Here is a 26,993-nt window from a genome sequence, read left to right as displayed (position 1 = left end):
CGTGCAAGTACCGCAACTAGAGGACCAAACGCGGGGGGCTGGTCGCGAAAGCGACACAGACTCGGGCCGTCTTGCAGACAACTGTTTACATACCTCGCGCGACCGGCGAAAATCCCTTCCCTACTGGGTGGACCCGAGGGATGGAGCCGCGATGCGGATACGAGGGCTGGTCACGCTGCTGACGATCGCGACGATGTCCGCGGTGACGGCACAGACGGTGGAGGCGAGCCCCGGCAAGCCGGACGACGAGTCGATCGATTACCACGAATGGTCCGGTCAGCGCGGTTTCCGTGACGGCAGGCTGGAGGGGCTCGACCTCCACCACGGCGAACTGCGCATCGATCGCCCGATCGGCACCATCGAGCACACCGAACCCGCGCTCGGCACCACGAAGACCTACGAATACGGCCAGTGGACGTCGAAGAGCCACAAGCACGGCTTCGACGCCTCCCAGCTGGTCGCCTCATGGAACGCGAAGACACCGGCCAAGACCTGGATCAAGATCGAGGCGAAGGGCCGCACCTCGTCGGGCACCGAGACGGCCTGGTACGTCATGGGCCGGTGGGCCAGCGGGGACGCCGACATCAAGCGCACCAGCGTCGACGGCCAGAGCGACGCCAACGCCGCTGTCGACGTCGACACGCTGGTCATGAAGGCGGGCGTCGCGCTCCGGTCGTATCAACTGCGGATCAGCCTCTACCGCGAGGCCGGTTCCCGCGCCACGCCGTCGGTGACCTCGCTCGGCGCGATGACGTCGCTGGTCCCGGACCGGTTCGAGGTCCGGGCGACGAAACCGGGCCGCGCCACTGGCATCGAACTCAAGGTCCCCGCCTACGCCCAGAATCTCCACAAAGGACAGTTCCCCGAGTACGGCGGTGGCGGCGAAAGCTGGTGCAGCCCGACGTCCACCGAAATGGTCGCCGAGTACTGGGGCAAACGGCCCAAGCGCGAGGACATGACGTGGATCCCGAAGGGTTACGTGGATCCGACCGTCGCGTACGCCGCCCGCTACACCTTCGATCACGCTTACGACGGAACCGGCAACTGGCCGTTCAACACCGCGTACGCCGCTTCACTCGGACTGCGCGGGCACATCACCCGTTTGCACTCCTTGACCGAACTCGAAAGCTACATCGCGCGCGGCATTCCGGTGATCACTTCACAATCGTTCAAGGCCGAGGAACTCGACGGCGCGGGCTACGGCACCGCCGGGCACATCATGGTCGTCGTCGGTTTCACGAAGGACGGTGACGTGATCGCGAACGATCCGGCCGCCAACAGCAACGACCGGGTCCGAAATGTCTACAAGCGACACCAATTCGAGACGATCTGGCAGCGCACCAAGCGGTACAACACCACGGGCGGGGTCTCGGGCGCTCCGGGAGGCGTCGCCTACATCATCACGCCGCGCTAGCGCGCACTGAAACGATTCCGCGCGCGCAGCGCATCCCTTGAGGGTGGCGGCGGGGGCATGGACGGACGATACCGCACCCGTGCGGATGTCGCGATCCGAGTTGGTTCCGTGGCAAGCTGCCTAGAGAACTCACTCGGAGGTAAGCATGCCGTACGAGGTCCAGGGCGTCGTTTCCCGAGCCAAAGGTGAACCGGTCTCACTGGAGTCCGTGACGGTGCCCGATCCCGGGCCCGGTGAGGCCGTCGTCGCGGTCAAGGCGTGCGGCGTCTGCCACACCGACCTGCACTACCGCGAGGGCGGCATCAACGACGAGTTCCCGTTCCTGCTCGGCCACGAGGCCGCGGGATTCGTGGAGGCCGTCGGCGACGGCGTCACGGATCTCGAACCGGGTGACTACGTGATCCTGAACTGGCGCGCGGTCTGCGGCACCTGCCGCGCCTGCCGCCGGGGCAAGCCCTGGTACTGCTTCTCCACGTTCAACGCCGCCCAGCCGATGACACTGGCCGACGGCACCGCCCTGTCGCCCGCACTCGGCGTCGGGGCGTTCCTCGAGAAGACACTCGTCCACAGTGGACAGTGCACGAAGGTCGACCCCGCCGCCGAGCCCGCGGTCGCCGGGCTCCTCGGCTGCGGGGTGATGGCCGGTCTCGGCGCGGCGCTGAACACCGGAGCGGTGAGCCGCGGCGATTCCGTCGCGGTCATCGGCTGCGGCGGCGTCGGCGACGCGGCCATCGCCGGGGCGAACCTGGCCGGCGCGAAGACCATCATCGCCGTCGACACCGACGACCGGAAACTGGACTGGGCCAAGGGATTCGGCGCCACGCACACGCTGAACAGCAAGGGATTGAGCGAAGACCAGGTCGTCGAAGCCATCCAGGAGTTCACCGATTCGTTCGGCGCGGACGTCGTGATCGACGCGGTCGGCAGGCCGGAAACCTGGCGTCAGGCGTTCTACGGCCGCGATCTGGCGGGCACCGTCGTGCTCGTCGGCGTCCCGACCCCGGACATGCGGCTGGACCTGCCGCTGATCGACTTCTTCTCGCGCGGCGGCTCATTGAAGTCGTCTTGGTACGGCGATTGCCTGCCCTCACGCGATTTCCCTATGCTGATCGACCTCTACCTGCAGGGCAGGCTCCCGCTCGACAAGTTCGTCACCGAGCGGATCGCCCTCGACGGGGTCGAGCAGGCCTTCGAGCGCATGCACCACGGGGACGTCCTCCGTAGTGTGGTGACGTGGTGAAACTCTTCGCCGACAGCGATTTCCCCGCCGACCCGTATCCGGGGGCGCGGCCGGGTCACTCGTTCGTCCACTTCGACGGCGCCGGGCACAGCCTCGACACCGCGCCGGAGGGCTGGCGCGAACGCCAGGCCGTCCTCGCCTACGGGTCGAACGCGTGCCCGTCCAAGATCACCTGGCTGCGGAAGAACATGGGCCTGGAGGGCCCTGTCGTCGTCTGCCACGCGCGCTGCACCGACCTCGCCGCGGTGTGGGCGTCCGGCCTGCGGTTCCGGGACGGGCAGCGGCCGGCCACGCTCGCCGCCGCCCCGGGCGTCGTCGAGGAGCACTCCGTCTGGTTCGCCTCCCCCGATCAGCTCGCCGTACTCGACCGATGTGAGGGCAACGGCCAGCGCTACCGGCTGGTGCGGCTGACCGCCCCGGCCATCACCCTCGACGACGGCACCGTGCTCGACGACGTGGTCGCCTATGTCGGCGCCGCCGACATCCGCTTGCCGATCCTCGTGGACGGCAGGCACATCCGCGTCGCCGACCTCGAACAGCGCCGGGCCGCGGCGCTGGAAGGGATCCCCGCCGAGACGCACGGCCTGGACTGCACGCTGATCGACACCGGGGCGCTGGTCAAAGAAGCTTCCCGGGATTGAGGATCCCCGCCGGGTCGACGGCCTTCTTCGCCGCCCGCAGCACCTCGACGCCGATGTCGCCGATTTCCGGCGCCAGATAGCGCGCGTGGTCGACGCCGACGGCGTGGTGGTGCGAGATGGTGCCGATCCCGGTGATCGCCTCCGAAGCCGCGGCCTTCGCCCGCTGCCACTGGCCGATCGGATCGGCCTCGTCGCGGGCGGTGAGCACGGTGAAGTACAGCGACGCGCCCGTTTCGTAGGCGTGCGAGACGTGGCACATGATGATCGCCCGGCCGAGCGTGGCGGTGAGCGCGGCACGGACGGCGTCGCGCAGGTCGCTCAATTCCGCCCAGTACGCGGCCGTCTCCAGGGTTTCGACGCAGACACCCTTGTCCATCAGGGCGTCCCGCTGCCGGGGCCCGGAAAACCGGCCGCGGCGCCAGGATTCGCCGAGGGCCGCGCCGATGCGGACGGCGCCGAACGGCTCCAGCACGCGGGTGGTGTCCTGACGGCGCCGGGCCACCTCGCGTTTCGACGCGCCTTCCCAGCCGACGATCAGCAGACAGGGATGGGCGATCCCCCGCGCCTTGAGATACCGGCGCAGCGCATTGGTCTTCCAGCTGTCGTTGAGTGCCAGCGAAACTTCGCTTTCGTCCACATCGGACAGCCGGGTGACGTCCGCCAGCACGTGCCGCTGGGCGAGTTCGCGGACCGCCGCGGTGCCGTTCTCCCAGCCGTCGAGGACGTAGCCCTCGTAGCGGCGCACTTCCGGCACGGGACGGACGCGGAGGGCGACCTCGGTGATCACGCCGAGCGCGCCTTCGCTGCCGACGGCGAGGTGCCGCAGATCGGGTCCCGCCGCCGACGCCGGCGCGACACCGAGTTTCCATTCGCCGCGCGGGGTCGCGAGCCGGACACCCGAAACCATGTCCTCGAACCGGCCGTAACCCGACGAGGCCTGCCCGGCGGACCGGGTCGCTGCGTAGCCGCCGATGGTGGCCCGTTCGTAGGACTGGGGCACGTGCCCGAGGGTGAAGCCGTGCGCGGCGAGCAGCCGATCGGCCTCCGGGCCAGTGACCCCGGCCTGGAGGACCGCGATCCGGGACACCGGGTCGACGGAGACCAGTTCGCCGAGCCTGGTGAGGTCGAGCGCGATCACCGCGCTCTTGTCCCCGCGCAGCGCCGAAACCCCGCCGACCACTGACGTCCCGCCGCCGAACGGGACGACGCCGACGTCGTGCCGTGCGCAGATTTCCAGTACCGCCTGGACTTCGCCGGGATTCTCCGGCAGGACGACGGCGTCCGGCACCGGAAAATCACCGAACCCCCGGCGCCGCAGCAGGTCCAGATAGGACAAACCGCTCGCCCGCGCGAGCCGCTCCCCCGGTGCCACCAGGACGTTCTCCGCGCCGACGAGTTCCTCGAGGTCACGTTTCGGCTGTTCGCCGAGCGCCGAATCGGGAACGGGAAGCGCCGAATCGGGCGCGAAAGGCGCCGCCGAACCCAGCGGACCGATACGCTGGACGAGCCACCGCAACGCCTTCGCCGGAAGGTGGGCCGCGTCACCGGATTCCGGCGTCCAGGACCGTCTTAACCGGTGGTCAATAAGCTCCGTCACGACTACAGTGTTACATATGGACGTACAACGTCACTCACCTGCGGAAACAGGCGTCTCGGCGCTGGCGGACACCCGATCCCGCCAGGCCTCGACACGCGTGTCCGACGACGTTCTGCTCGACGCGGCGAAGAAGTGCGTGCTCGCCGTCGGCGTGAGGCGGACCACGCTCGCGGAGATCGCGCGCACCGCGAAGGTCAGCCGGATGACCGTCTACCGCCGCTTCCCGGACGTGCGCAGCGTGCTCGCGACCCTCATGACGCGCGAGTTCGGCGGCCTGCTGCAAGGCGCCGCGGAACCGGAGAACGAACCGGCCCACTTCCGCGAGCGGCTCGTGCGGAGCTCGACCACCGCCGTCACCGCGCTGTCGGGTGACCCGCTTTTCCGCACCCTGCTGGACCTCGACCCCGAACTCGTCCTGCCCTACATCGTCGAGCGGCTCGGGAAGACCCAGCGGTTCGCCGAAGGCGTGATCCTGCACCTGCTGCGGTCGGGCCAGGAGGACGGCTCGATCCGCAAGGGCGACCTGCCTTCGCAGGCGCGCACCCTGTTGATGCTCATCCAGTCCTTCGCGTTCTCCTTCCGTCCCGCGACGGCGGACGTGAACGAAGACGACCTGATGGCGGAATTCGCCCAGGTGCTCGACGCGGCGCTGCGGCCGTGACGCCGGGCTCGCTCAACGCTTTGCGGCGCGAGCGGGAACTCGCGGCGCTCGACGGCGGTGAGCGGGTCGATCTGGCGGTCGTCGGCGGCGGGGTCACCGGCGCCGGGATCGCGCTGGACGCGGCCGCGCGCGGGCTCTCGGTGGCCCTGATCGAGGCGTACGACCTGGCATACGGGACTTCGCGCTGGTCCAGCAAGCTGGTCCACGGCGGGCTCCGCTACCTCGCCAAGGGCGATCTGGCGCTGGCGCACGAGAGCGCCGTCGAACGCGGGATCCTCATGACGCGCACCGCGCCGCATCTCACCAGGGCGATCCCGCAGCTGTTCCCCATGTACCGCAAGACCTCCCGCGGCCAGCAGGCGTTCATCATGACCGGCCTCGTCGCCGGTGACGGCCTCCGGCGCGCGGCGGGCACCCCGGCGTCGGTACTGCCGCGGCCGAGGTCGATCCCGGCCGCGGAAGCGCTCGCGCTCGCCCCCGGCCTGTCTCCCCAAGGTCTGCGCGGCGCGCTGCTGGCCTACGACGGCGCGCTGACCGACGACGCCCGGCTCGTGGTGAACCTCGCGCGCACGGCGGCGTCACGCGGCGCGAAGATCCTGACGAGGGTCGAAGCGCTCCGGCTCGCCGCGGATTCGGTACTGGCCAGGGACCGGCTCACCGGGCAGGAAGTGGAGATCCGCGCCGGTCAGGTGATCAACGCGACGGGCGTCTGGGCGGGCGAACTGGCGGAGTCGGTGCGGCTGCGGCCGTCCCGCGGCTCACACCTGATCCTGGCTCCGGGGTCGGCGCCGATCGGCGCGACGTCGGTCAACGTGCCCGTTCCCGGCGAGAACAACCGGTTCGTCTTCCTGCTGCCGCAACCCGACGGCCGCGTGTTCGTCGGGGTCACCGACGAGCCGACCGACGGCCCGGTCCCGCGCGTGCCGTCCGTGCCGGAGTCCGATGTGGACTTCCTGTTGGAGGTGGCGTCGACGGCGTTCACCCGGCCGCTGACCCGCGCCGACGTCGACGGCTCGTTCGCCGGGCTGCGGCCCCTGGTCGAAGGCGGCGGCGGGCGCAGCGCGGATCTCTCGCGCAAGCACGCGGTGGTGACCGGCGCCGACGGCGTGCTCACCGTCGTCGGCGGCAAGCTGACGACGTACCGGAAGATGGCCGAGGACGCCGTCGACGCCGCTTTGAAGCGGTCCGGGCTCCGCGCCGGGCCGTCGACCACGTCCCGGCTTCCCCTGCTCGGCGCGACCCCGCGGCATCGGCTGTCCACTGTGGACGCGCCCGCCCGGCTGGTCGCGAAGTACGGCACCGAAGCGCCCCGGATCGCGGCGCTCGGCGAGGTCGATCCGGAACTGGGCCTTCCCCTGTTCGCGGGCACCGAGATCAGCGCGGCCGAGGTCGTGTGGGCCGTGCGGCACGAAGGCGCGCTCGACGTCGAGGACGTCCTGGAGCGCCGCACGCGGCTCGGCCTGGTCGCTTCGGAGGCCGAAGCGGCCCGTCCCCGCGTCCAGGAGCTTGTCGACAAGTCGCTCGCCGGACTCGTCTGACACCGCGTTTAGTCCGCTAAATGCGGCGAGAAGCGCCCGCCGGAACCCGTCCCCGGATGTCGCGAAAGCCACTTTCGGGACACCAGACGTCGCGAAAGTGGCTTTCGCGACACGCTCGGCTCTCGGCATCTCCCAAGGTCCGTGAATGCCTCCTTGCCTACCCTGAAGGTAACGAAGGGGACCTTCTCTACCTGTCCGACGCTCGGCGCACCGGCGTGCGTCGCCGCCTGACACCGCATTTAGTCCGCTAAATGCGGCGAGAAGCTCCCCAAACTTGACGAGTCGTTGGGTTTTTGCAACAGTATGTTCCATGAGCCCGGTCAGACGCGGCAAAGAGCTGCCGATCTACAACCGGCTTCCGGTGCTCCGGGCGGAGCGCGGACTGAGCAGGGCCGCCCTCGCGACGGCGGTCGAGGTCAATCCGCAGACCATCGGCGCGCTCGAACGGGGGGACCACTACCCGAGCCTGGACCTGGCGTTTCGCATCTGCGCGGTGTTCGACCTGCCGGTCGAGGCCGTGTTCAGCCGCGAACCGTTCACGCCACTGTCCACTCAGGTCTACCGGGAGGGGGGAACATGAGCGAGAAGCGGGGACGCCTGGCGGCGTACTGGGAACGCCAGCTCGAACGGCTGGAGGAAGTGGAGCGCAAGCGGGCACTGCGACTGCCGGGCTGGCGCACGCGGAAGCGGCGGAGGACGTTGAGCGTGCTCGTGGTGGCGGGTGACCTGCTCCTGATCTCCGGCGCCGTCTTCTTCAAGACAGCGCCCGACCTGGTCTTCCTCGTGGGCTGGTTCGGCGGTTCCTTACTCGCCGGCGGCGCCCACTACCTGCTGCGGATCCTCACCGGCAAGATGAGCGGCGGGTTCTCGACCCGGCTCGACGAGCGTGAGCGGGAATGGCGCCATCGCGCCACCTTCGTCAGCTATCAGGTGCTGGTCGCGCTCATGGTCGTCGCCGTGTTCTACGCCCTGATCGTCTCCGGCACCGAAGACGGCGGCGGACGCGGCGCGATGATGGGCGCCGCGCTGCTGGTCACCGGCACCACGCTGGCCGCCGTCATCCTCGGCTGGTCGCTGCCGGACGACGATCCCGAGGATTTCCAGGACTTCGAAGAGGTGAGCCCCACGTGACCGTCACCCGGACCAGGTCGGACCGCCGTCGCCTCGCCGTCGCGGCCGTGATCGGCCATCTCGTCGTGATCGTCGGAGCGGCCCTGCTCCGTGAGCCGACGCTGTGGTTCGCCGTCGGCCTGATGGGGCCCGGACTGTGTCTCTGCGTCGGCACCGCGGCGGTGCTGCGCAAGGCCGTCGGCAGACCCGGGTCCGCGGCGAGCGATCTCGACGAACGTGAACTGCACTTGCGCGGAAGGGCGCACTACAGCGCCTTCCAGGGGATCTGCCTGCTGATGGTGGTGGATCTCGGATATGGGCTTTACGCGGCCGGCCGACCGGATTCCGGTTCCCTGCTGGCCGCGATGACAGCGGCGTTACTCGTCTTCGGGACGTCGCTGCCGGCACTTTGGCTCGCGTGGAAACTGCCGGACGACGACCCCGAAGACTACGAGGGGGTGACTCCGGCATGACCGGGGACAAGAAGCGCTACAAGGTGTCCATCGGGATGGTCGCCGTCGTGCTGGTGGCCGGTGGGGTCCTCGCCGGGGCGGGGCGGGCGATCCTGGTGTACCGGGCCACTTCGGTGGTGAGCAACGTCAAGCTGGACGGACTGGTCCAGCGAAACCGCACGGTCTCCGGCGTCCACCGGGGTTTCACGGCGCTGGTGCGGTATTTCGAGGAGGGGAAGTGGAAATGAGCGAGGGGAAGCTGGAGATCGACCGGATCTCCAAGAGTTACGGCGCGAAGGTCGCGCTGGACGAGGTGAGCTTCGAGGTCCAGCCCGGTGAGCTGTTCGGGTTCGTCGGCAGCAACGGGGCGGGCAAGACCACCACGATGCGGATCGTCCTCGGCGTGCTGGCGGCCGACGGCGGCGAGGTGCGGCTCGGCGGCGCGCCGATCACGCACGAGACCCGCACGCATATCGGGTACATGCCGGAGGAACGCGGGCTGTACCCGAAGATGAAGGTGCTGGAGCAGCTGGTCTACCTCGCGGAGCTGCACGGGATGTCGGCCAACGACGCCCACCGCAGCGCCGAGAACTGGATCTCCCGGCTGGGGCTGACCGAACGCCGCAAGGACGAGGTCCAGAAACTGAGCCTCGGCAACCAGCAGCGGGTGCAGCTCGCGGCCGCGCTGGTGCACGATCCGACGGTGCTGGTGCTGGACGAGCCGTTCTCCGGCCTCGACCCGCTGGCCGTGGACGTGATGAGCGGGGTGCTGCGCGAGAAGGCCGCGACCGGGGTGCCGGTGGTGTTCTCCAGCCACCAGCTCGATCTGGTCGAGCGGCTCTGCGACCGGGTCGGCATCATCCGAAGTGGACGGATGGTCGCCTCCGGCACCGTCGGCGAACTGACCGCCGACGCGGGCAACGGCCTCGTCGTCACCGCGCCCCACTCCTCGCCCGGCTGGGCTTCGGCCGTTCCCGGTGTCCGGTCGGCCGAGCAGAACGGCCCGACGACGATCCTCGAACTCGAAGCCCACGCCGACGATCAGGCCGTGCTCGCCGCGGCACTGGCCACCGGTCCGGTCACCGAATTCAGCAAACGCAGGCGTTCGCTGACCGAGCTGTTCCGCGACGCCGTCGCCGAGAAGCCGGCCGCACAAGGAGTTTCCGCATGAACACCGTCTCACCCTGGCGCGCTGTCTGGCTCATCGCCAAACGTGAGCTGAACACGCGGCTGCGCACCCGGTCCTTCGTGATCGGCACCGCCGTGCTGCTGGTCATGCTGATGGGCTACGTCCTGCTGCAGTCGACGCTGATCAGCAACGAGGACAAGAGCAAGATCGGGCTCACCGGCCAGACCGCCGGGATCGCGCAGCAGCTCCAGACCGCGGGCACGGCGGTCGGCGAGAAGATCGAGACCGTCACCGTCGCCGATCCGGCGGATGGCCGGTCGCAGGTCGAGAACGGCGACCTCGACGCGCTGCTTTCCGGCAACGCCACCGAGCTGAAGGTGCTCGTCAAGTCCGAATTGGACAACAAGCTGCGTGCCCTGCTGACCGGCGTCTCACAGCAGGAAGTGCTCAACGGCAAGCTTTCCGAAGCCGTGGAGAACCCGGAGCAGGTGATGCGCACGGTCACCGACACCCAGGTCGAGGTCGACTCGATCAAACCGCCGGATCCGGAGAAGGCCCAGCGGATGGTGATCGGGCTGATCGTGGCGGTGCTGCTGTACATGAGCATCGTGACCTACGGGACGCTGGTCGCCCAGGGCGTGGTCGAAGAGAAGTCCAGCCGGGTCGTGGAGATCCTGCTGTCCACCGTCCGGCCATGGCATCTGTTGCTGGGCAAGGTGATCGGGCTCGGCCTGGTCGGCCTGACGCAGCTGGTGATCATCGGCGGCGCCGGGTTGATAGTCGCGTCGGCGACCAACGTGCTGACGCTGTCCGGGGTCGCGACGAGCGCGCTGCTGTGGGGCGTGGTGTGGTACCTGCTCGGGTTCCTGTTGTACGCCATCCTTTACGGCGCGATGGGTTCGCTGGTCTCCCGGCAGGAGGACACCCAGTCGGTGATCGGCCCGGTCAACATCGTGCTGATCCTGGGCTTCGTCGTCGGGTTCAACCTGCTGGCGCAGTCGCCGGAAGGCACGGGCACGAAGATCCTTTCCCTGGTGCCACTGCTGTCGCCGGTGCTGATGCCCGCCCGGATCGCGGCCGGGACCGTCGAGGGGTGGGAGATCGCGCTGTCGCTCGGGTTGACCGTGGGCGCGATCGCCCTGTTCACCTGGCTGGGCGCGCGGATCTACCAGAACAGCGTCCTGCGGGTCGGCAGCCGGATCAAGCTGACCGACGCCCTGAAGGGCTGAACCGCTTCGCGCGTGAAGGCCCCCTTCCCTCGGCTGACCGAGGGAAGGGGGCCTTCACTGCGTTCAGGTGCCTTTGATGGCGCCGTAGCGCTCCAGGGCGACTTGGCGTTCGTGGGCGTGGTCGACCATGGGCGCGGGGTAGCCCTTGACGTCCTTCGGTTTGTGCACGGCTTTCCCTTGCACGGAACGGAGTTCGGGGACGTAGCGGCGGACGTACTCGCCGGACGGGTCGAACTTCTCGCCCTGCGTGGTCGGGTTGAAGATCCGGAAGTACGGCGCGGCGTCGGTGCCGCTGCCCGCGACCCACTGCCAGTTCAGCTGGTTCGACGCGAGATCGCCGTCGACCAGATGCCGCATGAAATACCGCGCGCCGAGCCACCACGGCAGATGCAGGTCCTTGACCAGGAAGCTCGCCACGATCATCCGGACGCGGTTGTGCATCCAGCCCTCGGCGAGCAGCTGCCGCATCCCGGCGTCGACGATCGGGAATCCGGTGCGCCCTTCGCACCACCGTTTGAAAGCCTCGTCGTCGCTCTCATGTTCCATGGCGTCGAAGCGGGAATCGTAATTCTTCCGCGCCGTTTCGGGGCGATGGAACAGGACGTCGGCGTGGAACTCGCGCCACGCGAACTCGCCGCGCAAAGACTGCGCGCCGGACCCCTCGTTCCCGGCGAGGTCCGCCAGCAAGGTACGAGGGTGAACACAACCCCATCGCAGATAAGGCGAAATTTTGGTCGTCCCGGGGCGATCCGGACGGTCGCGGTCTTCGTCGTAGGTCTCGAGGCCGTCGTCCAGGAACTCGTGCCAGCGCTCCAGCGCCGCCTTCTCGCCGGGCTCCGGCAGCTCCATTCCCTTGAGCGAAGGGGATTTCGGGAGCTTGACCGAACACGGCGGCTCCACCCAGTCCACCATGTCCTTCCCGGTGTCCGCGGGGCGCGGCCAGCCGTGGCGCACCCACGCGCGGTAGAACGGGGTGAACACGCGATAGGGGTCGCCGTCCGGCTTGGTGACCCGGCCGGGTGTGATCGCGTACGAGGATCCCGTCTCGGTCCACGCGATGTCGTGCTCCGCCAAGACTTTCTTGACCTCGTCGTCGCGGCGGCGGCCGTACGGCCCGGTGTCCGCGCTGACGTGCACGGCCGAGGCGCCGATCTCGCGGGCCGCCTTGACGACCTCCTTGACCGGATCGCCCTTGACGAGCATGAGCCGCCCGCCGAGCTGGTCGTCCAGCGCCTCGAGACAGCCGTGCAGGAACGCGACGCGCGGGGCGCCGGAAGGTTTGAGGAGCGCGTCGTCGAGGACGTACAGCGCGAGAACGTGCTTGCTGTGCTTCGAGGCTTCCAGCAGGGCGGCGTGGTCGCCTAGGCGGAGGTCGCGGCGGAACCACAGCACTACGGGGGCTTCTCTGGTCACCCGGGAAACCCTAAGCGGTGCCGTCGGTGTGTGCAGTCCCGGATGCTATGAAAGGCCCGTTACTTGCAAATTTTGCAAGTAACGGGCCTTTCATAGCGCTTGACGGAGCCGGGATCAGCGCTCCGAGATCGGCGTGTAGTCACGCTCCGCGGAGCCGGTGTAGATCTGCCGCGGGCGACCGATCTTGGTGGCCGGGTCCTGGATCATCTCGCGCCAGTGCGCGATCCAGCCCGGCAGGCGGCCGAGCGCGAACAGCACGGTGAAGTACTTCGTCGGGAAGCCGAGCGCCCGGTAGATCAGGCCGGTGTAGAAGTCGACGTTCGGGTACAGCTTCCGCTCGATGAAGTAGTCGTCCGAGAGCGCGGTCTCTTCCAGCTTCTTCGCGATGTCGAGCAGCTCGTCGCCGCCCTTGAGCTTGGAGAGGATCTCGTCCGCGGTGTTCTTGATGATCTTCGCGCGCGGGTCGTAGTTCTTGTAGACCCGGTGCCCGAAGCCCATCAGGCGGACACCCTTTTCCTTGTTCTTCACGCGGGTGACGAAGTTCGCGACGTCGCCGCCCTCGGCCTGGATGCCCTCGAGCATGTCCAGCACCGCGCTGTTGGCGCCACCGTGCAGCGGGCCGAAGAGCGCGTTGATGCCCGCCGAGATCGAGGCGAACAGGTTCGCCTCGGAGGAGCCGACGAGGCGCACGGTCGAGGTGGAGCAGTTCTGCTCGTGGTCGGCGTGCAGGATGAACAGCAGGTCGAGCGCCTTGGCGACGTCCGGGTCGACCTCGTAGGGCTCGGCCGGGAAGCCGAAGGTCATCCGCAGGAAGTTCTCGACCAGGCCGAGCGAGTTGTCCGGGTACAGCAGCGGCTGCCCGACGGACTTCTTGTACGCGTACGCGGCCAGGGTCGGGACCTTGGCCAGCAGGCGGATGGTGGACAGCTCCACGTTCGGTTCGTCGAACGGGTTGAGCGAGTCCTGGTAGAAGGTCGACAGCGCCGATACCGCGCTGGAGAGCACCGGCATCGGGTGCGCGTCGCGCGGGAAGCCGCTGAAGAAGGCCTTGAGGTCTTCGTGCAGCAGGGTGTGGCGCTGGATCTTCTCGGTGAACTCCGCCAGCTGCGTCTGGGTCGGCAGCTCGCCGTAGATGAGCAGGTAGGAGACCTCGATGAAGGTCGACTTCCCGGCCAGCTGCTCGATCGGGTAGCCGCGATAGCGCAGGATGCCGGCGTCACCGTCGATGTAGGTGATGGCCGAAGACGCGGCACCGGTGTTCACGAACCCCGGGTCGTGGGTGATGTACCCGGTCGTCGCCAGCAGCTTCCCCAGCTCGATCCCAGGTGCGCCCTCGACCGGGTGGATCACCTTGAACTCGTGCTCGCCATTGGGCAGGCGCAGCGTCGCGGTCTCGCCGGACTGCCCCGCAGCCGTCGTCGCGTCGGACATGTAAGTCCCTCTCACGTTCAGCACGGGCCGGCGGCGCCTGTAGGTTCCACAGGTACGCCCTCTTTCACGCGCGTGACCCATGGCCTCGCTGCACACCGCCCCGCTGGGGTATGAATTCCCCACCACGCTAGTCGAGAATGGGGTCAACGCGCAGCGGGTGAGTTGCTCACAACAGCCCCTTTGGGACCAGGTTCACACGGCGGATGCCATATCTTCGGCCGTCGGCGGTTCCGCCCCACTCCGCGAGACGGTGATCGACGCCGCTTTCGCCGCGAATTCGAGCGCCGAACGCCAGCCGTCGGCGTCGAGAGTGGACACGTCGCGCACCCCGTTCGAGTACAGCCATGCCAGCAGCGCGCCTTGCACGGTGTCACCGGCGCCGATCGTGTCGACAACGGCGACACGGCGTGACGGGACCCGAGCGATTTCGCCCGCCCGTGTGATGACGGACAACCCTTGCGCGCCGCGGGTGAGCACCACGGCGTCGACCCCGGCAGAGGTCCAGACCTTTGCGGCGTCGACCGGATCGGCGCCTTCGGCGAGCCATTCCGTGTCGTCGTCGGAGATCTTGAGCAGCCGGACATGCGGCAGCCAGGACTCGAACCTCGCCCGGTACGCCGCCGGATCGGTGATCAGCGCCGCCCTGATGTTCGGGTCGAGGACGGTCAGGACACCCCGGGCGGCTTCACGGCGCAACATGGTTTCGTACGTGCTCGCACCCGGTTCCAGGACCATGCCGAGCGTGCCGAGCGAGAGCGCCGTCACATTTTCCGGCAGCGCGCCGGGATCGCCGACCAGCCTGTCCGCGGTGCCCTCGGTGTAGAAGGTGTACTGCGCCGAGCCCTTCTCGTCGAGCGCGACGACGGCGAGCGTCGTCGGCTCGTTTCCCCGCTGCAGCAAGGCGGTGTCGACCCCGGAGGCGTACAGCCGGTCCACCAGCGCGACACCGAAACGGTCATTGGAGACACGCGAGAAGAAGCCCGTCGGGACGCCGAGGCGCCCGGCGGCGAGCGCGACGTTGTACGGACCACCACCCATCCGGGGCAGCAGCGCGCGCAACCCACCGTCCACAGTGGAATCCAACGGTTCACCAGGAACGAGGTCGACCAGCGCCTCTCCACCCACGACGATCACGGGCGCGATGCTAGCCGAGGCGGTGGTAATCCCACCAGAATTGTCATTTCAAGACATTTTCGGGGCGAGCCCGCCGAGCAAGAGTTCCGACAGCGCGGTGAAGGCTTCCGCGTCGGTCACCCCGGCGCGCTGGCCGACCACGCCGGTCTGGATTCCCTCGATGATCAACCCCGCCATTTCCGCGATCAGCCGCGCGTGCACCTCGCGGAAAACACCATCGGTGACGCCGCGATCGATGAACGACCGGATCCGCTGGGCCGCGGCGCGGCTGTTGAGCTGATACGCGTCCCGCGCCGGGGCGAATTCGGCGATGTCGGTCATGAAAGCGGCCGAGGCGCGATTCAGGTATTCGGAGATCCCGGCGAGGTACTCCCCGAGGATCTTGCGGGCGTCGTCGATACCGGCGATCCGCTCCTCCAGCAGCTCGGCGGCGCCCTTGAAGAAGTGGGCGACGACCTTGACCGCGAGCTGCTCCTTGCTCGGGGCGAGCGCGTAGAGGGTCGACTTCGAGCAGTGGAGCCTGGCGGCGAGGTCGTCCAGCGTGAACTGGGAGAACCCCTCGGCGAGGAAGAGGGCTTCGAGTTCCGAAAGCAACGCTCGCTGACGCGCGGTGGGCTGGCGGCGCCGGGTCTTGCTCTCGGTCATCGGATCACTATCCCTTACGCGGACGGTATCCCCTCAGCGCCTTCTACTGTACGCTGAATCAGCCCACAGTACTGTTTTTAGTACAGCTCAGCTCGGAGGAGCCATGCCGGCGGACCGTCTGCTGCCCAGCACCGAGGCCCAGGATCTGATCGACCTGGCCAAGGAGATCGCACGCGAGGAACTCGCTCCGATCGCGAGCAAGTACGAAGAGACCGCGCACTTCCCGCGTGAACAGTTCCGGTTGCTCGGACAGGCGGGCCTGCTCGGCCTCCCGTACGCGGAACGCTGGGGCGGCGGCGACCTGCCGTACGAGGTCTACCTGCAGGTTCTCGAGGAGATCGCGGCCGCGTGGATGTCCGTCGGCGTCGGGCTCTCCGTGCACACGATGTCCTGCTTCGCGCTGGCGCACGAAGGCACCGACGCGCAGCGCGACCGCTGGCTGCCCGACATGCTGGAGGGTGATCTGCTCGGCGCGTACGCCCTTTCGGAGACCCACGCCGGCTCCGACGCAGCGGCCCTTTCGACCCGCGCTCGGCTCGAGGGCGATCAGTACGTCGTGAACGGCACGAAGGCGTGGATCACCCATGCGGGCGAGGCCGACTTCTACACGACCATGGTGCGCACGAGCGACGACGGCGGTCAGGGCATCACTTGCCTGCTCGTCGACGCGTCGACTCCGGGTCTCTCGGCCGCGCCGCCCGAGCGGAAGATGGGCCTCACCGGGTCGACCACCGCGCAGCTGATGTTCGAGGACGCCGTCGTCGACGCCGAGCGGCGGATCGGCGAGGAAGGCCAAGGGCTGAAGATCGCGCTGTCGTCGCTCAGCTCCGGACGGCTGGGCATCGCCGCGTGCGCCGTCGGGCTCGCGCAGGCCGCGCTGGACGAGGCCCTCGAGTACGCGAAGGGCCGCACGCAGTTCGGGCGGCCGATCATCGAGTTCCAGGGCCTGGAGTTCCTGCTGGCCGACATGGCCGCGACCGTCGAGACGTCGCGCGCGATGTACCTCGACGCGGCCCGCCGCCGCGACTGCGGGCTGCCGTTCCAGCGGCAGGCGTCGATCGCGAAGCTCGTCGCGACCGACGGCGCGATGAAGGTGACCACCGACGCGGTGCAGGTCCTCGGCGGCGCCGGCTACACGAAGGACTTCCCGGTGGAGCGGTACATGCGGGAGGCGAAGGTGCCGCAGATCTTCGAGGGCACGAACCAGATCCAGCGCATGGTGATCGCGCGGGAACTGCGGAAGGCCTGACAGCCTCGTGAGTGGTAAGGACGGTTAGAACCGTCCTTACCACTCACGAGGCCGGACCAGTTTCAGTACCCTCGCGGACCGAACTGCTGTGGCGGTGGGCCGAACTGCTGTGGCGGGCCGCCCTGCGGCGGTTGCTGTGGCCACCCCGCCTGCGGCGGATATGGCTGCTGCCCCGGCCCCGGCTGCCACTGAGGCCCGGGCTGCCCCGGCGGGTATCCCGGGGCAGCCTGAGCGCCGTGCGGCTGCTGGAATGCCTGCTGCTGCGGGAATCCCTGCTGAGCCGCGGCTGCGACAAGGTCGCGCGCCTTGCGCCGCTTCCCGCGGATGACCATCGTCGCGCCCAAGCCGGTCAGCACGACCCCGACCCCGGCCATCCAGACCCCGTGGTTCCGGAACGTCTCCGCACGGGATTCGGCCGCGGCCTTCATCTCGGCGTAGGTGTCCTCGCCGGTGCTGCGGCCGTTCTTCGTGGTCTCGCAGACGTCACCGGGCGACATGATCTTGCCGCCGCATTTGATGAGATCCGGGTTCTCGCGCGAGAACAGCAAAGTGACGACCAAGAACCCGATACCGACGATCAGGACGAAAACCCAGCGCTTCATGTGTTACAAGCCCTCCCCATATGTAACACATGAGAGCACAGGTCACTCACCCCTGACAAGGGCGAAGTCAGCTTTCGCGGTACCGGCGCTCCTCGGTGACGCCGACCCCGGCCTCCTCGTCGAAGTGGTAGACCTCGCGTCCGCGCACGAACACCCGCATGGCGCGGTTCATCACGTCCAGCGGGTCACCCGACCAGAGGACCACGTCGGCGTCGAGCCCCGGCTTCAGCGAACCGACCTGGTCGTCGAGGTCCAGCATCGCGGCCGGGTTGACGGTCAGCGCCTTCAGCGCGGTCTCCGGGTCGAGGCCGTCCTTGACCGACAGCGCCGCCTGGTACACCAGGAAGTTGATCGGCACGACCGGGTGGTCCGTGGTGATCGCGATCCGCACGCCCGCCCTGGCGAGGATGCCGGGCGCGCGCAGGGTGCGGTTGCGCAGCTCCACTTTGGACTTGGTGGTGAACAGCGGGCCGAGGATCACCGGCACGTCGCGCTCGGCGAGCAGGTCCGCGATCAGATGCCCTTCGGTGCCGTGGTTGATCACCAGTTTGTAGCCGAACTCTTCCGCCAGCCGGATCGCGGTGACCATGTCGTCGGCGCGGTGGACGTGCTGGTCCCAGTACAGCTCGCCGTCCAGGACCTTGGCCAAGGTCTCCTTGGTCAGGTCGACGTCGAACGGCTTGCCCTCACCGGCGGCGTGGTCGCGCTTGGCGGCGTAGTTGCGCGCGGCGGTGAAGGCGTCGCGGATGGTCGACGCGACGCCGAGCCTGGTCGACGGCGTCTGCTTCTTCTCGCCGTAGACCCGCTTCGGGTTCTCGCCGAGCGCGCTCTTCACGCTGACGCTCTCGGCGAAGATCATGTCGAGCACGGTCCGGCCCCAGGTCTTGACGCCGATCGTCTGCCCGCCGATGGGGTTTCCGGAGCCGGGCTTGATCACGACGCTGGTGACGCCGCCTGCCAGCGCGTCGTCGAAACCGGGCTCGTACGGGTCGATCCCGTCGATCGCCCGGAACCGCGCGCCGTTGGGGTCGGTCATCTCGTTGGTGTCGTTGCCCGACCAGCCTTCGCCGTCCTCGTGGACGCCGAGGTGGGCGTGCGCGTCGATGAACCCGGGCAGCACCCAGGTGCCCGCGGCGTCGATCAGTTCGGCGTCTTCGGGGACCTCGACGTCGGCGGCGGTGCCGACAGCGGCGATCTTCCCGTTCTCGATGAGGACCGTGCCGCCGTCGAGGGGATCACCGTCGACCGGGACGACGTAACCACCGACGATGGCCTTGACCAGTGCTTTGTTCGACATACTTTGACACGCTAACGAACTGGGCCGCCGGGAACCACACGGGGCTTTTCAAAGTGGACCAGCTCGTAGTCCGCCTCGGGCGTCCGGTGCGTTTCGACGTAGCCGAGCTTCGAGTACATCCGCAGCGGACCGATGCTCCGCTCTCCCGTGAACAGGCGGAACACGGTCACCGACTCCGGCATGGCCGCTTCGGCGGCGAGCAGCAACGAGCTGCCGAGCCCGTGTCCCTGCCTGTCCGGGGCCACGATGAGCCTGCCGACGAGACCGGCCTCGCCGTCCACGACGATCCGGACGCTCGCCACCAGCCGTCCGGATTCCCTGGTGCCCCAGGCGAAACACGCGGGATCGCCCAGGGCCTCCTCGGCTTGCTCGAAGGTCTCCAGCAGCGGCGGGAGGTCCAGGTTCCGGTGCGTCCTCGCCTCCGGCACGTAGGCCGCGCGCTGCAGTGTGAGCGTTTCGCCCGCGTCCACGGGGCCCAGCCGGAGCGGCGACGTCATCAGCGGACCCGGATTCCCCAGCTCCCGGTCCACGAGGAGGCGGGCTCCAGGTCGATCAGGTCGGTACCGGTGTTGAGCGCGTCGGCGGGGCAGGTCATCGGCTCGATCGCCACCGCCCGGCCGCGGCCGACCAGGTCGTCCGGCGTGAACACCTGCGCCCAGTGGAAGTCCGGCCCCGCCCAGACCACCAGCTCCTGCTCGCCGTGCGAGAGGACGTGGTGGTGGTTGCCGTCCTCGGCGACGCTCAGCCCGCCGAACGCCGTGTCCAGGTCGACGCCTTCGAGCACCTTGCCGTGCCGGAAGTCGTACTCGGTCCCCTCGACGTCCTGCTCGTCGGCGTACGGCATCTGCTCGTCACCGAGGTACGGCCGGACGCGGCTCGCGGGCAGCGTCAGGGTCAGCTCGTCGGTGGGCACGTCACCGATCCGGAAGTAGGGGTGCGTGCCGAGCCCGACGCCGATGGGGCTCTCGCCCTCGTTGCGGATCTCGTGCGTCACGACCAGCTCGCGCGGCGAGATCTCGTAGGTGATCGTCGCGCGCAGCGGTACCGGCCAGCCCTCCTGCGCCGGGACGTCGACGGCCAGGGTGATCGACGACTCCGCGTGTTCGAGCAGTTCCCACTCTTCGTGCCGGGTGAGACCGTGGATCGCGTTGCCGCGCGCCTCCTCGGTGATCGGGAGCTGCTGCTTTTCACCCTGGTGGACCCACTGGCCGCCCTTGGTGCGGTTCGGCCAGGGCAACAGGACCTGCCCGGCACCCTTCGGCGGCTTCTCGTCCTCGGCGAAAGCCTCGACGTACGGCACCCCGCCGACCTCGAACGCGCGCAACCCGGCGCCGATCTCGGTGATGACGGCGCGCGCGTTGCCGCGGGTGATCTCGAACTGCTCTCCGGTGGGATTGGCCATGCGGACGAGGTTACCGGCGGCCGAGGGGGACGCGTCACCGGGAAAAGTGCGGGGAAGCACAGCCGGGAAAGTACTGTGGGAATGCCACGCCCGGACGAAGGAGACCGCCGCGATGACCGTTCCCGGCTATCCCAGCACCGTCGGCCGTGTCCTGGAGCGGAGCGCGCGGCGCGTCCCGGCCCGGGTCGCGCTCACGTTCGCCGATCGCGTGTGGACCTACGCGGAACTCGACCGCGCTGCGGGCCGGGTCGCGGCGAAACTGCTCGGCCGCGGTCTCGTCCACGGTGACCGCGTCGCGGCCTTCGGCAAGAACTCCGACGCGTACCTGTTGCTGTACCTCGGTTGCGCGCGGGCCGGGCTGGTGCACGTACCGGTGAACTTCAACGCGCGCGGCGAAGAACTCGAGTACCTGCTCACGCAGTCCGAACCCGCTGTCGCGTTCGTCGATCCCGCGCTGGCCGGGCACGTGACGTCCGCTCATGCGTCCACTTCGGACATTCTCGACTGGGCACTGGACGAAACCGTCGCCCCGCACGAGGAATCCGGTGTCGCGGACGATGACCTCGTCCAGCTGCTCTACACGTCCGGGACGACCTCCCGGCCGAAGGGCGCGATGCTCACCCACCGCGCGCTGGTGCACGAGTACTCGTCCTGCATCGCCGCGCTCGACCTGAGCGACCGCGACGTGCCGCTGCACGCGCTGCCGCTGTACCACTCGGCGCAGATGCACGTGTTCCTCATGCCCGGCCTCGCCGTCGGCGCGACGAACCACCTCGTCGAGGCACCCGATCTCGGCGACGTCCTCGCGCGGATCCCGCGTCAGGGCGTCACTTCCCTGTTCTTCCCGCCGACCGTCTGGGTGGGACTCGCGAACCATCCCGGCCTCGGCGACGCGGATCTGAGCGGACTCACCAAGGCTTACTACGGCGCGTCGATCATGCCCGTCCCGGTGCTGGAGAAGTTGCGGGCGCGACTGCCGGGAGTCGGGTTCTACAACTGCTTCGGCCAGTCGGAGATCGGTCCACTCGCGACAGTGCTGCAGCCCGAAGAGCACGACGAGCGGCCGGATTCCGTCGGCCGCCCGGTCCTGTTCGTCGAGACGCGCGTGGTGGACGCGGAGATGAACGACCTCCCGCCGGGCGAACTCGGCGAGGTCGTGTACCGCTCTCCGCAGCTGTGCACCGGCTACTGGGGCAAACCCGAAGAGTCCGTGGAAGCGTTCGCGGGCGGCTGGTTCCATTCCGGCGATCTGGTGCGCCAGGACGAAGAGGGCTATCTGTTCGTCGTCGACCGGATCAAGGACGTCGTCAACACCGGCGGCGTGCTCGTCGCGTCGCGCGAGGTGGAAGACGCGCTGTACGCGCATCCCGCCGTCGCCGAGGCCGCCGTCGTCGGCCTGCCGCACGAACGCTGGATCGAGGCGATCGCCGCGGTGGTCGTGGTGAAGGAGTCCGTCGGCGAAGCGGAACTGATCGAGTTCGCCAAGAAGTCGCTGGCGGCGCACAAGGTGCCGAAATCGGTGCATTTCGTCGACGAGTTGCCGAAGAACGCGTCCGGGAAACTGCTGAAACGCGAGTTGCGGCAGCGGTTCGGCGGGTCAGCGTCCGCGATCGGCGTCTAGCGACTCGGCGTACGCGGCGAACTCGCGAGCCGCTTCGAGACTGCCCGGACGCGGCGGATCCTCCGGATCCCAGCCGAGTTCGCGGTCTCGCAACACCTGCGTGAGCAGCGGCCGCCACCGCGGATCGAGGTTCTCGCGAGCCCATTCGAGCGCGCCGCGCTTCGACTCGACCTCGGCCGTGCGCAGGGTGTAGAGCACGCGGCAATAAGTCGACACGATATAGCGCTGGGTCCAAGCGAGCTCGAAGGGCGCCCACGTCCGGACGCCGTCGATGAGCCCGTGCAACTCCTCACGCATCGCCGCGCGCAGCGCTTCCGGTGCCGGGTCGTCGACCAGGCTCGCGATCGGCGGGCCGTCGAGCACGATGCCGCGATGGCGCAGGATCCAGCGAGTGTGGAGGCTGTTGCAGTGGGTGTCCCAGATCAGGACGCGATGGCCGTGATCGCAGTACAGCCACGGTGTGCCGAGCCCTTGGCCGCTTTTCAAGGACCCCACGTCCGCGTACGAGCCCTCGATTTCCTTGCACCAGAAGCCTTCGCGCGTGGGGAGTTCGTCGTGGAGCACGCGGAGGTCGGCTTCGGCCTTGCCACTCGGGGGCTCGGTGGTCGCGATGATGAAGTCGCAATCGCTGTGGAGGTCGCCGGCGCCGAGGGCGAAGGAGCCCTGAACGTACGCGCCGACGTAAGTGTCGCCGAGGATCTCGCGGGCTGAGGCGACGAGGCCGGTGAGGACTTCGTCGAGTTCCACGTAAGGCGTGTGCACGATGGCCAACGCTACGTCCTCGTGAGTGGTAAGGACGGTTAGAACCGTCCTTACCACTCACGAGCCTCAGAGTACTTACTAGACCGGTCGTCATACTTTGGCTACAGTCGGCCGCATGGTCCGCCGCACCGACACCCGGCAGCGCATGCTCGATTCCGCCGCCGAGCTCTTCCACCAGCAGGGTTACCACGCCACCGGTCTCAACCAGCTCGTCGCCGCCGTCGGCGCGCCCAAGGGATCGCTCTACTTCCACTTCCCCGGCGGCAAGGAGCAGCTGGCCGCCGAGGCCATCCGCCAGTCCGCCGAGCGCCTCTGCGACATGTTGCGCGCGATCGTCGCGAGCTCGCCCGACATCATCACCGGCGTCGAGAACGTCGTCGAGGCGCTGGCGACCTCGTTGGAGGAGTCGGACTTCCAGCGCGGGTGTCCACTCGCGACGGTCGCGCTCGACGCGTCGGGTGACAGCGAGGCGATCCGCCAGGCCTGCGCCGACGGCTACACCTCCTGGCACACCCTCATCGCCGAAGCGCTGAACCGGCCGAACACGCTGGACACCGGCAAGGCGGACCAGCTGGCGACGGTCGTCCTCGCCGCCGTCGAGGGCGGGTTGCTGCTGGCCAAGACGTTGCACGACACCGCGCCGCTGCGCGCGATCGCCCCTCACCTTCGCACCACACTCGAACGGGAGCTGTCCTGATGCGCGTCCACCACCTCAACTGCGGGACCATGCGGCCGGTCGGCGGCAAACTCGTCGACGGCAGGCCGGGGCTGTTCCGCCGAGCGGAACTGATCTGCCATTGCCTTCTGCTGGAGACCGAAACCGGGCTCGTGCTCATCGAGACCGGCGTCGGCACCCCGACCGTCACCCGGCCCGTCGAATGGCTCGGCGCCGGGTTCGTCCGGCTGGTACACCCCGACAGCGACGACGACCTCAGCGCCACCACGCAGATCCGCAAGCTCGGCTTCGACCCCGCCGACGTACGCGACATCGTGCTGACCCACCTCGACCTCGATCACGCGGGCGGGCTCGTCGACTTCCCGCGGGCGCGGGTCCACGTCCACGCTCGCGAGCTCCAGGCGCTGGAGAAGCCGATCGACCGCAAGGAAGCGAGCCGCTACCGGAAGGTCCAGTTCGACCACGGCCCGATCTGGCGCTCGTACCGCGCCGACGGCGAGCCGTGGTTCGGTTTCGACGCCGTCCGCGAGCTCGAAGGGGTCCCGGACGTCCTGATCATCCCTCTCGCCGGGCACACCCGCGGGCACGCCGGGATCGCGGTCGACACCGGGGACGGCTGGCTCCTCAACGCGGGCGACGCCGTCTTCCACGGCGGCGAGCTGGAGCGAAAGCCTCACCTCCCCTTCGCGCTGGGCTTCTTCGAGTCGTACATGCAGACGGAGAAAACGGCACGACTGGACAACCAGCGCCGGCTGCGCGAACTTGTCAGTAACAACGGTGACGAGGTGACGGTCTTCGCCGCGCACGACGCCACCGCATTCGCACGGCTCAGCCAGAGGAGCAGGCTATGAAGGTCCACCACCTGAACTGCGGCACGATGCGCCCGGCGGGAGGCAAGTTCCTCGACGGCCAGCCCGGGCTGCTGCGCCGCGCCGAACTGGTGGCGCACTGCCTGCTCATCGAGACCGGCGACGGGCTCGTGCTGGTGGACACGGGCTTCGGCCGTCAGGGGGTGGCCCGGCCGGGCGCCTGGCTCGGCACGCCGTTCACGGTGATGGTCGGCGCGAAGCCGGTCGAGACGGAGACGGCGGCCCACCACGTCGAAGCGCTCGGCCACAAGCTGGAGGACGTGCGGCACATCGTCTGCACGCACCTCGACGTCGACCACGCGGGCGGGCTCGCGGACTTCCCGAACGCCGTCGTGCACGTCCGCACGGCGGAGCACGACGCGGCGACGTCACCGTCCAACCAGAGCGAGAAGCTCCGGTTCCGCGCCAACCAGTTCGCCCACCGTCCACTGTGGAGCAAGTACGACGAGGCCGGGGACGAATGGTTCGGTTTCCAGGCCGTCCGCGAACTCAAGGGCCTGCCGCCGGAGATCCTGCTGGTACCGCTCGCGGGGCACACCAAGGGCCACACCGGGGTGGCGGTCGACACCGGCGACGGCTGGCTGCTGCACGCGGGCGACGCGTACTTCTTCCACGGTCAGATGGATCCGGTGAAGCCGCACTGCACGCCGGGGATGACCGTCTTCCAGAACATGGTGCAGACCCTGCGCAAACCGCGACTGGAGAACGTCGAACGACTGCGCGAGCTGGGCCGAGAACACGCCGACGAGATCACCGTGTTCTCGGCCCACAGCCCGGTCGAATACCAGTCGCTCAGCCGCGGGTAACGAGGTCAGCCGACCGGCGGCTCGATGGGCCGCCGGTCTTCCTCGCTGTGCGTCGCCCGCATGACCAGCCAGTTGATCCCCCACAGCACGATGCCGACGCCGAGCAGGATCGCGGCGACCTTGTAGTCACGGGCGGGCCGCCCGGACAGCGGGGTCACCAGGTAGAGACAGAAGATCGCGGCCAGCACCGGGATGACGGTCGGCGCGCGGAAATGCTTGTGCGCCGACTTCTCCTTGCGCAGCACCAGGACCGCGACGTTGACGATGGCGAACACCGCCAGCAGCAGCAAGGCCGTCGTACCACCGAGCACGCTGATGTCCACAAAGGACACCAGGCCGATGGCGATGACGCTGGTGAACACGATCGCCACCCACGGGCTGCGGCGGAACGGGTGCACCGTGCCCAGCTGCTTCGGGATGATCCGCTGGTTCGCCATGCCGTAGAGCAGACGGCTGGCCATCAGCATGTTGATCAGCGCCGAGTTGATGACCGCGAACAGGCCGATCGCGGAGAAGACCTCACGCGGGAATCCCGGGGCGCCGACGTCGAGCACCTTCAGCAGCGCACTGCTCTTGGCGGCCTCCAGCTCGTCGGCGGGCACCAGCAGCGAAGAAGTGACGGAGACCAGGATGTAGATGGTCGCGGCGATGACCATGCCCCACAGCATCGCCTTCGGGAAGATCCGGATCGGGTCCTTGCACTCCTCGGCCATGTTCACCGAGTCCTCGAAGCCGACCATCGCGAAGAACGCCAGCGACGTCGCCGAGGTGATCGCCACCAGCATCGTCTGGTTCTCGGTGTCGAACTCGACCAGCCGCGAAGCGTCCCCGTTGCCGTTCAGCACCGCCCACACGCCGACGCCGATGATGATCAGCAGACCGCCGATCTCGATGCAGGTCAGCACCACGTTGGTCTTCACCGATTCGGAGACCCCGCGGAAGTTGATCAGCGCGAGCCCGATCACGAACAGGATCGCCACCAGCGGCATCGGCGCGGTGATGAACTCGGCGAGATAGGTGTCCCCGAACGCCTTCGCGGCGGACGAAGCCGACGTGATCCCCGAACACATCACCGCGAACGCCACCATGAAGGTGAGGAAGCGGATCTTGAACGCCTTGTGCGTGTAGAGCGCCGCACCCGCCGCCTGCGGATACTTGCCGACCAGTTCCAGGTAGCTGAACGCGGTCATGATCGCGACCACGAACGCGATCAGGAACGGCAGCCACAGCGCGCCGCCGACCCGGCCCGCGACCTGTCCGGTGAGCGCGTAGACGCCCGTCCCGATGATGTCCCCCACCACGAAGAACAGCAGGAGCTTGGAACCCATGACCCGTTTGAGGCTCGGCTGACCGGTCGGCCCGGTCTGTTCTGTCGTCGTCGTGTCCGCCATGCGGCAAGAGTGTGCCGTATCACCTCTGTGGCCGACAGTCCGGTTTGGTCAGTTCTTCGTCACGGGTTGGCGAACCGGGGTTTTGGGTAATCCGGTCAGTTGGCGTCGACCGCGGTCTTCACCAGCGGGGCCATCATCTCCTGCGTCATCTTCGTCGGCCCGGTGTAGTTGACCAGCACCGGAACGTCGTTCACGAGTTCGGCGGCCGCCAGCGTCGCGGTCTTGTTCTCGTCGGTGTAGTAGACGGCGCCCTCGCCGACACCGGCGACGTCCTTCGCGCCCGGCTTCGCCTTCTTCAGCGCGGCGACCATCTCGGCGGGCTTGATCGGGTTCTTCTCGAAGCGGGTCACCGCGAGCGCGCCGATCTGTTTGCCGGCGGCCGAGTAGACACAGCTCTTGGCCTTGCCGCCGTTCGCGGCGTTGTCCTGAACCGGGCCCGGCGCCGACGTCACGCCCTGGAGGGAGGTCGCCTTCCCGACGGCTTCGGCGGGCAGCAGCGCGCACGGTTCCTTCGCACCGGCGCCACCGGTGGGAGCGGCCGAGGAACTCGGGGCGGTGGACGGAGCGGGAGCCTGACTCGACGGCTTGGCCGCGTTGTCCGGCTTCCCGTCCCCGGAAGAACAGGCGGAAAGGGTCGCGATGACAGCGGCGAACAGGACGATCGCCCGTGAAATACGCATGGAT

28 protein-coding genes are annotated in these 26,993 nt (G+C 68.5%); 16 read left to right on the top strand and 12 right to left on the bottom strand.

The window, feature by feature from the left end:
* The first annotated feature begins 151 nt into the window (after positions 1-151).
* The 3 genes from ACLJPX_RS12775 (at position 152) to ACLJPX_RS12765 (ending at position 3,295) form a co-directional block, all read left to right on the top strand.
* Complete coding sequence (locus ACLJPX_RS12775; RefSeq protein ID WP_410600255.1) at positions 152-1,414, top strand: C39 family peptidase; 1,263 nt, start codon at positions 152-154, stop codon at positions 1,412-1,414.
* A gap of 145 nt (positions 1,415-1,559) precedes the next feature.
* Positions 1,560-2,654 (top strand): S-(hydroxymethyl)mycothiol dehydrogenase, encoded by a 1,095-nt coding sequence (locus ACLJPX_RS12770; RefSeq protein WP_410600254.1) that lies wholly within the window; start codon positions 1,560-1,562, stop codon positions 2,652-2,654.
* Positions 2,648-3,295 carry a gamma-glutamylcyclotransferase family protein gene (locus ACLJPX_RS12765; protein WP_410600253.1) on the top strand — a complete coding sequence of 216 codons (648 nt, stop codon included), beginning with the start codon at positions 2,648-2,650 and terminating at the stop codon, positions 3,293-3,295. Before ACLJPX_RS12770 ends, ACLJPX_RS12765 begins: the two co-directional genes overlap by 7 nt.
* On the opposite strand, the gene ACLJPX_RS12760 is transcribed toward ACLJPX_RS12765, so the two are convergent.
* The gene (locus ACLJPX_RS12760; protein ID WP_410600252.1) at positions 3,273-4,892 is read right to left on the bottom strand and encodes an FAD-binding oxidoreductase; all 1,620 of its coding nucleotides are present in this window, start codon (positions 4,890-4,892) and stop codon (positions 3,273-3,275) included. The two genes, ACLJPX_RS12765 and ACLJPX_RS12760, sit on opposite strands and share 23 nt — an antisense overlap.
* A gap of 97 nt (positions 4,893-4,989) precedes the next feature.
* On the opposite strand from ACLJPX_RS12760, the gene ACLJPX_RS12755 reads away from it, so the two are divergent.
* The 8 genes from ACLJPX_RS12755 (at position 4,990) to ACLJPX_RS12720 (ending at position 11,011) form a co-directional block, all read left to right on the top strand.
* Positions 4,990-5,553, top strand: coding sequence for a TetR/AcrR family transcriptional regulator (locus tag ACLJPX_RS12755; RefSeq protein WP_101610787.1), 564 nt, complete (start codon positions 4,990-4,992; stop codon positions 5,551-5,553).
* The gene (locus ACLJPX_RS12750; RefSeq protein ID WP_410600251.1) at positions 5,550-7,091 is read left to right on the top strand and encodes a glycerol-3-phosphate dehydrogenase/oxidase; all 1,542 of its coding nucleotides are present in this window, start codon (positions 5,550-5,552) and stop codon (positions 7,089-7,091) included. Before ACLJPX_RS12755 ends, ACLJPX_RS12750 begins: the two co-directional genes overlap by 4 nt.
* Before the next feature lie 310 nt (positions 7,092-7,401).
* The gene (locus tag ACLJPX_RS12745) at positions 7,402-7,671 is read left to right on the top strand and encodes a helix-turn-helix transcriptional regulator (RefSeq protein ID WP_005155992.1); all 270 of its coding nucleotides are present in this window, start codon (positions 7,402-7,404) and stop codon (positions 7,669-7,671) included.
* Complete coding sequence (locus tag ACLJPX_RS12740; protein WP_410600250.1) at positions 7,668-8,222, top strand: hypothetical protein; 555 nt, start codon at positions 7,668-7,670, stop codon at positions 8,220-8,222. The genes ACLJPX_RS12745 and ACLJPX_RS12740 overlap by 4 nt, the downstream gene beginning before the upstream one ends.
* Complete coding sequence (locus tag ACLJPX_RS12735; protein ID WP_410600249.1) at positions 8,219-8,674, top strand: hypothetical protein; 456 nt, start codon at positions 8,219-8,221, stop codon at positions 8,672-8,674. Before ACLJPX_RS12740 ends, ACLJPX_RS12735 begins: the two co-directional genes overlap by 4 nt.
* Positions 8,671-8,901, top strand: coding sequence for a hypothetical protein (locus tag ACLJPX_RS12730; RefSeq protein WP_076158848.1), 231 nt, complete (start codon positions 8,671-8,673; stop codon positions 8,899-8,901). Before ACLJPX_RS12735 ends, ACLJPX_RS12730 begins: the two co-directional genes overlap by 4 nt.
* Positions 8,898-9,824, top strand: coding sequence for an ABC transporter ATP-binding protein (locus ACLJPX_RS12725; RefSeq protein ID WP_410600248.1), 927 nt, complete (start codon positions 8,898-8,900; stop codon positions 9,822-9,824). Before ACLJPX_RS12730 ends, ACLJPX_RS12725 begins: the two co-directional genes overlap by 4 nt.
* Positions 9,821-11,011 (top strand): ABC transporter permease, encoded by a 1,191-nt coding sequence (locus ACLJPX_RS12720; RefSeq protein WP_410600247.1) that lies wholly within the window; start codon positions 9,821-9,823, stop codon positions 11,009-11,011. The genes ACLJPX_RS12725 and ACLJPX_RS12720 overlap by 4 nt, the downstream gene beginning before the upstream one ends.
* A gap of 63 nt (positions 11,012-11,074) precedes the next feature.
* Here ACLJPX_RS12720 and ACLJPX_RS12715 read toward each other — a convergent pair whose 3' ends face one another.
* From ACLJPX_RS12715 to ACLJPX_RS12700, 4 genes are all read right to left on the bottom strand, one after another.
* Positions 11,075-12,424: a cryptochrome/photolyase family protein gene (locus ACLJPX_RS12715; protein WP_410600246.1), complete on the bottom strand. Its 1,350-nt coding sequence runs from the start codon at positions 12,422-12,424 to the stop codon at positions 11,075-11,077.
* 114 nt (positions 12,425-12,538) lie between these two features.
* Positions 12,539-13,855, bottom strand: coding sequence for a citrate synthase (locus ACLJPX_RS12710; RefSeq protein WP_101610795.1), 1,317 nt, complete (start codon positions 13,853-13,855; stop codon positions 12,539-12,541).
* A gap of 192 nt (positions 13,856-14,047) precedes the next feature.
* A complete protein-coding gene (locus tag ACLJPX_RS12705; RefSeq protein ID WP_410600245.1) occupies positions 14,048-14,989 on the bottom strand; it encodes a carbohydrate kinase family protein in 942 nt (313 codons plus the stop codon).
* Between the two features lie 48 nt (positions 14,990-15,037).
* Entirely contained in the window at positions 15,038-15,634 is a 597-nt protein-coding gene (locus tag ACLJPX_RS12700; protein ID WP_101610797.1) for a TetR/AcrR family transcriptional regulator, read from the bottom strand.
* Positions 15,635-15,737: 103 nt separating this feature from the next.
* Between ACLJPX_RS12700 and ACLJPX_RS12695 the strand changes: the two genes are divergently transcribed.
* The gene (locus ACLJPX_RS12695; RefSeq protein ID WP_410600244.1) at positions 15,738-16,883 is read left to right on the top strand and encodes an acyl-CoA dehydrogenase family protein; all 1,146 of its coding nucleotides are present in this window, start codon (positions 15,738-15,740) and stop codon (positions 16,881-16,883) included.
* A 62-nt stretch (positions 16,884-16,945) separates the two neighbouring features.
* Here ACLJPX_RS12695 and ACLJPX_RS12690 read toward each other — a convergent pair whose 3' ends face one another.
* The 4 genes from ACLJPX_RS12690 to ACLJPX_RS12675 form a co-directional block, all read right to left on the bottom strand.
* On the bottom strand, positions 16,946-17,485 hold the full coding sequence (locus ACLJPX_RS12690) for a hypothetical protein (protein WP_410600243.1): 540 nt from the start codon (positions 17,483-17,485) through the stop codon (positions 16,946-16,948).
* 67 nt (positions 17,486-17,552) lie between these two features.
* Positions 17,553-18,782, bottom strand: a complete 1,230-nt coding sequence (locus tag ACLJPX_RS12685) for an amidohydrolase (protein ID WP_410600242.1) — start codon at positions 18,780-18,782, stop codon at positions 17,553-17,555.
* A gap of 11 nt (positions 18,783-18,793) precedes the next feature.
* Positions 18,794-19,279: a GNAT family N-acetyltransferase gene (locus ACLJPX_RS12680; protein WP_233222942.1), complete on the bottom strand. Its 486-nt coding sequence runs from the start codon at positions 19,277-19,279 to the stop codon at positions 18,794-18,796.
* On the bottom strand, positions 19,279-20,184 hold the full coding sequence (locus ACLJPX_RS12675; protein ID WP_410600241.1) for an aldose 1-epimerase family protein: 906 nt from the start codon (positions 20,182-20,184) through the stop codon (positions 19,279-19,281). Before ACLJPX_RS12675 ends, ACLJPX_RS12680 begins: the two co-directional genes overlap by 1 nt.
* 112 nt (positions 20,185-20,296) lie before the next feature.
* Between ACLJPX_RS12675 and ACLJPX_RS12670 the strand changes: the two genes are divergently transcribed.
* Positions 20,297-21,805, top strand: a complete 1,509-nt coding sequence (locus tag ACLJPX_RS12670) for a fatty acyl-CoA synthetase (protein WP_410600240.1) — start codon at positions 20,297-20,299, stop codon at positions 21,803-21,805.
* On the opposite strand, the gene ACLJPX_RS12665 is transcribed toward ACLJPX_RS12670, so the two are convergent.
* Positions 21,782-22,567, bottom strand: a complete 786-nt coding sequence (locus ACLJPX_RS12665) for an aminoglycoside adenylyltransferase domain-containing protein (RefSeq protein WP_410600239.1) — start codon at positions 22,565-22,567, stop codon at positions 21,782-21,784. The genes ACLJPX_RS12670 and ACLJPX_RS12665 overlap by 24 nt on opposite strands.
* A 115-nt stretch (positions 22,568-22,682) precedes the next feature.
* Between ACLJPX_RS12665 and ACLJPX_RS12660 the strand changes: the two genes are divergently transcribed.
* The 3 genes from ACLJPX_RS12660 to ACLJPX_RS12650 are packed head-to-tail and all read left to right on the top strand — an operon-like array spanning position 22,683 to position 24,918.
* Positions 22,683-23,264 (top strand): TetR/AcrR family transcriptional regulator, encoded by a 582-nt coding sequence (locus ACLJPX_RS12660; protein WP_410600238.1) that lies wholly within the window; start codon positions 22,683-22,685, stop codon positions 23,262-23,264.
* Entirely contained in the window at positions 23,264-24,094 is an 831-nt protein-coding gene (locus ACLJPX_RS12655; RefSeq protein WP_410600237.1) for an MBL fold metallo-hydrolase, read from the top strand. The genes ACLJPX_RS12660 and ACLJPX_RS12655 overlap by 1 nt, the downstream gene beginning before the upstream one ends.
* The gene (locus ACLJPX_RS12650) at positions 24,091-24,918 is read left to right on the top strand and encodes an MBL fold metallo-hydrolase (protein ID WP_410600236.1); all 828 of its coding nucleotides are present in this window, start codon (positions 24,091-24,093) and stop codon (positions 24,916-24,918) included. Before ACLJPX_RS12655 ends, ACLJPX_RS12650 begins: the two co-directional genes overlap by 4 nt.
* 5 nt (positions 24,919-24,923) lie before the next feature.
* Here the strand turns inward: ACLJPX_RS12650 and ACLJPX_RS12645 are convergent, their stop codons facing one another.
* On the bottom strand, positions 24,924-26,309 hold the full coding sequence (locus ACLJPX_RS12645; RefSeq protein ID WP_410600235.1) for an APC family permease: 1,386 nt from the start codon (positions 26,307-26,309) through the stop codon (positions 24,924-24,926).
* 95 nt (positions 26,310-26,404) lie between these two features.
* A complete protein-coding gene (locus tag ACLJPX_RS12640) occupies positions 26,405-26,989 on the bottom strand; it encodes a DUF3558 domain-containing protein (protein ID WP_410600234.1) in 585 nt (194 codons plus the stop codon).
* Positions 26,990-26,993 lie beyond the last annotated feature (4 nt).

The organism is Amycolatopsis sp. lyj-90, from assembly GCF_046549035.1.
GTDB lineage: Bacteria > Actinomycetota > Actinomycetes > Mycobacteriales > Pseudonocardiaceae > Amycolatopsis.
This window is presented reverse-complemented; position numbering and strand designations above follow the sequence as displayed.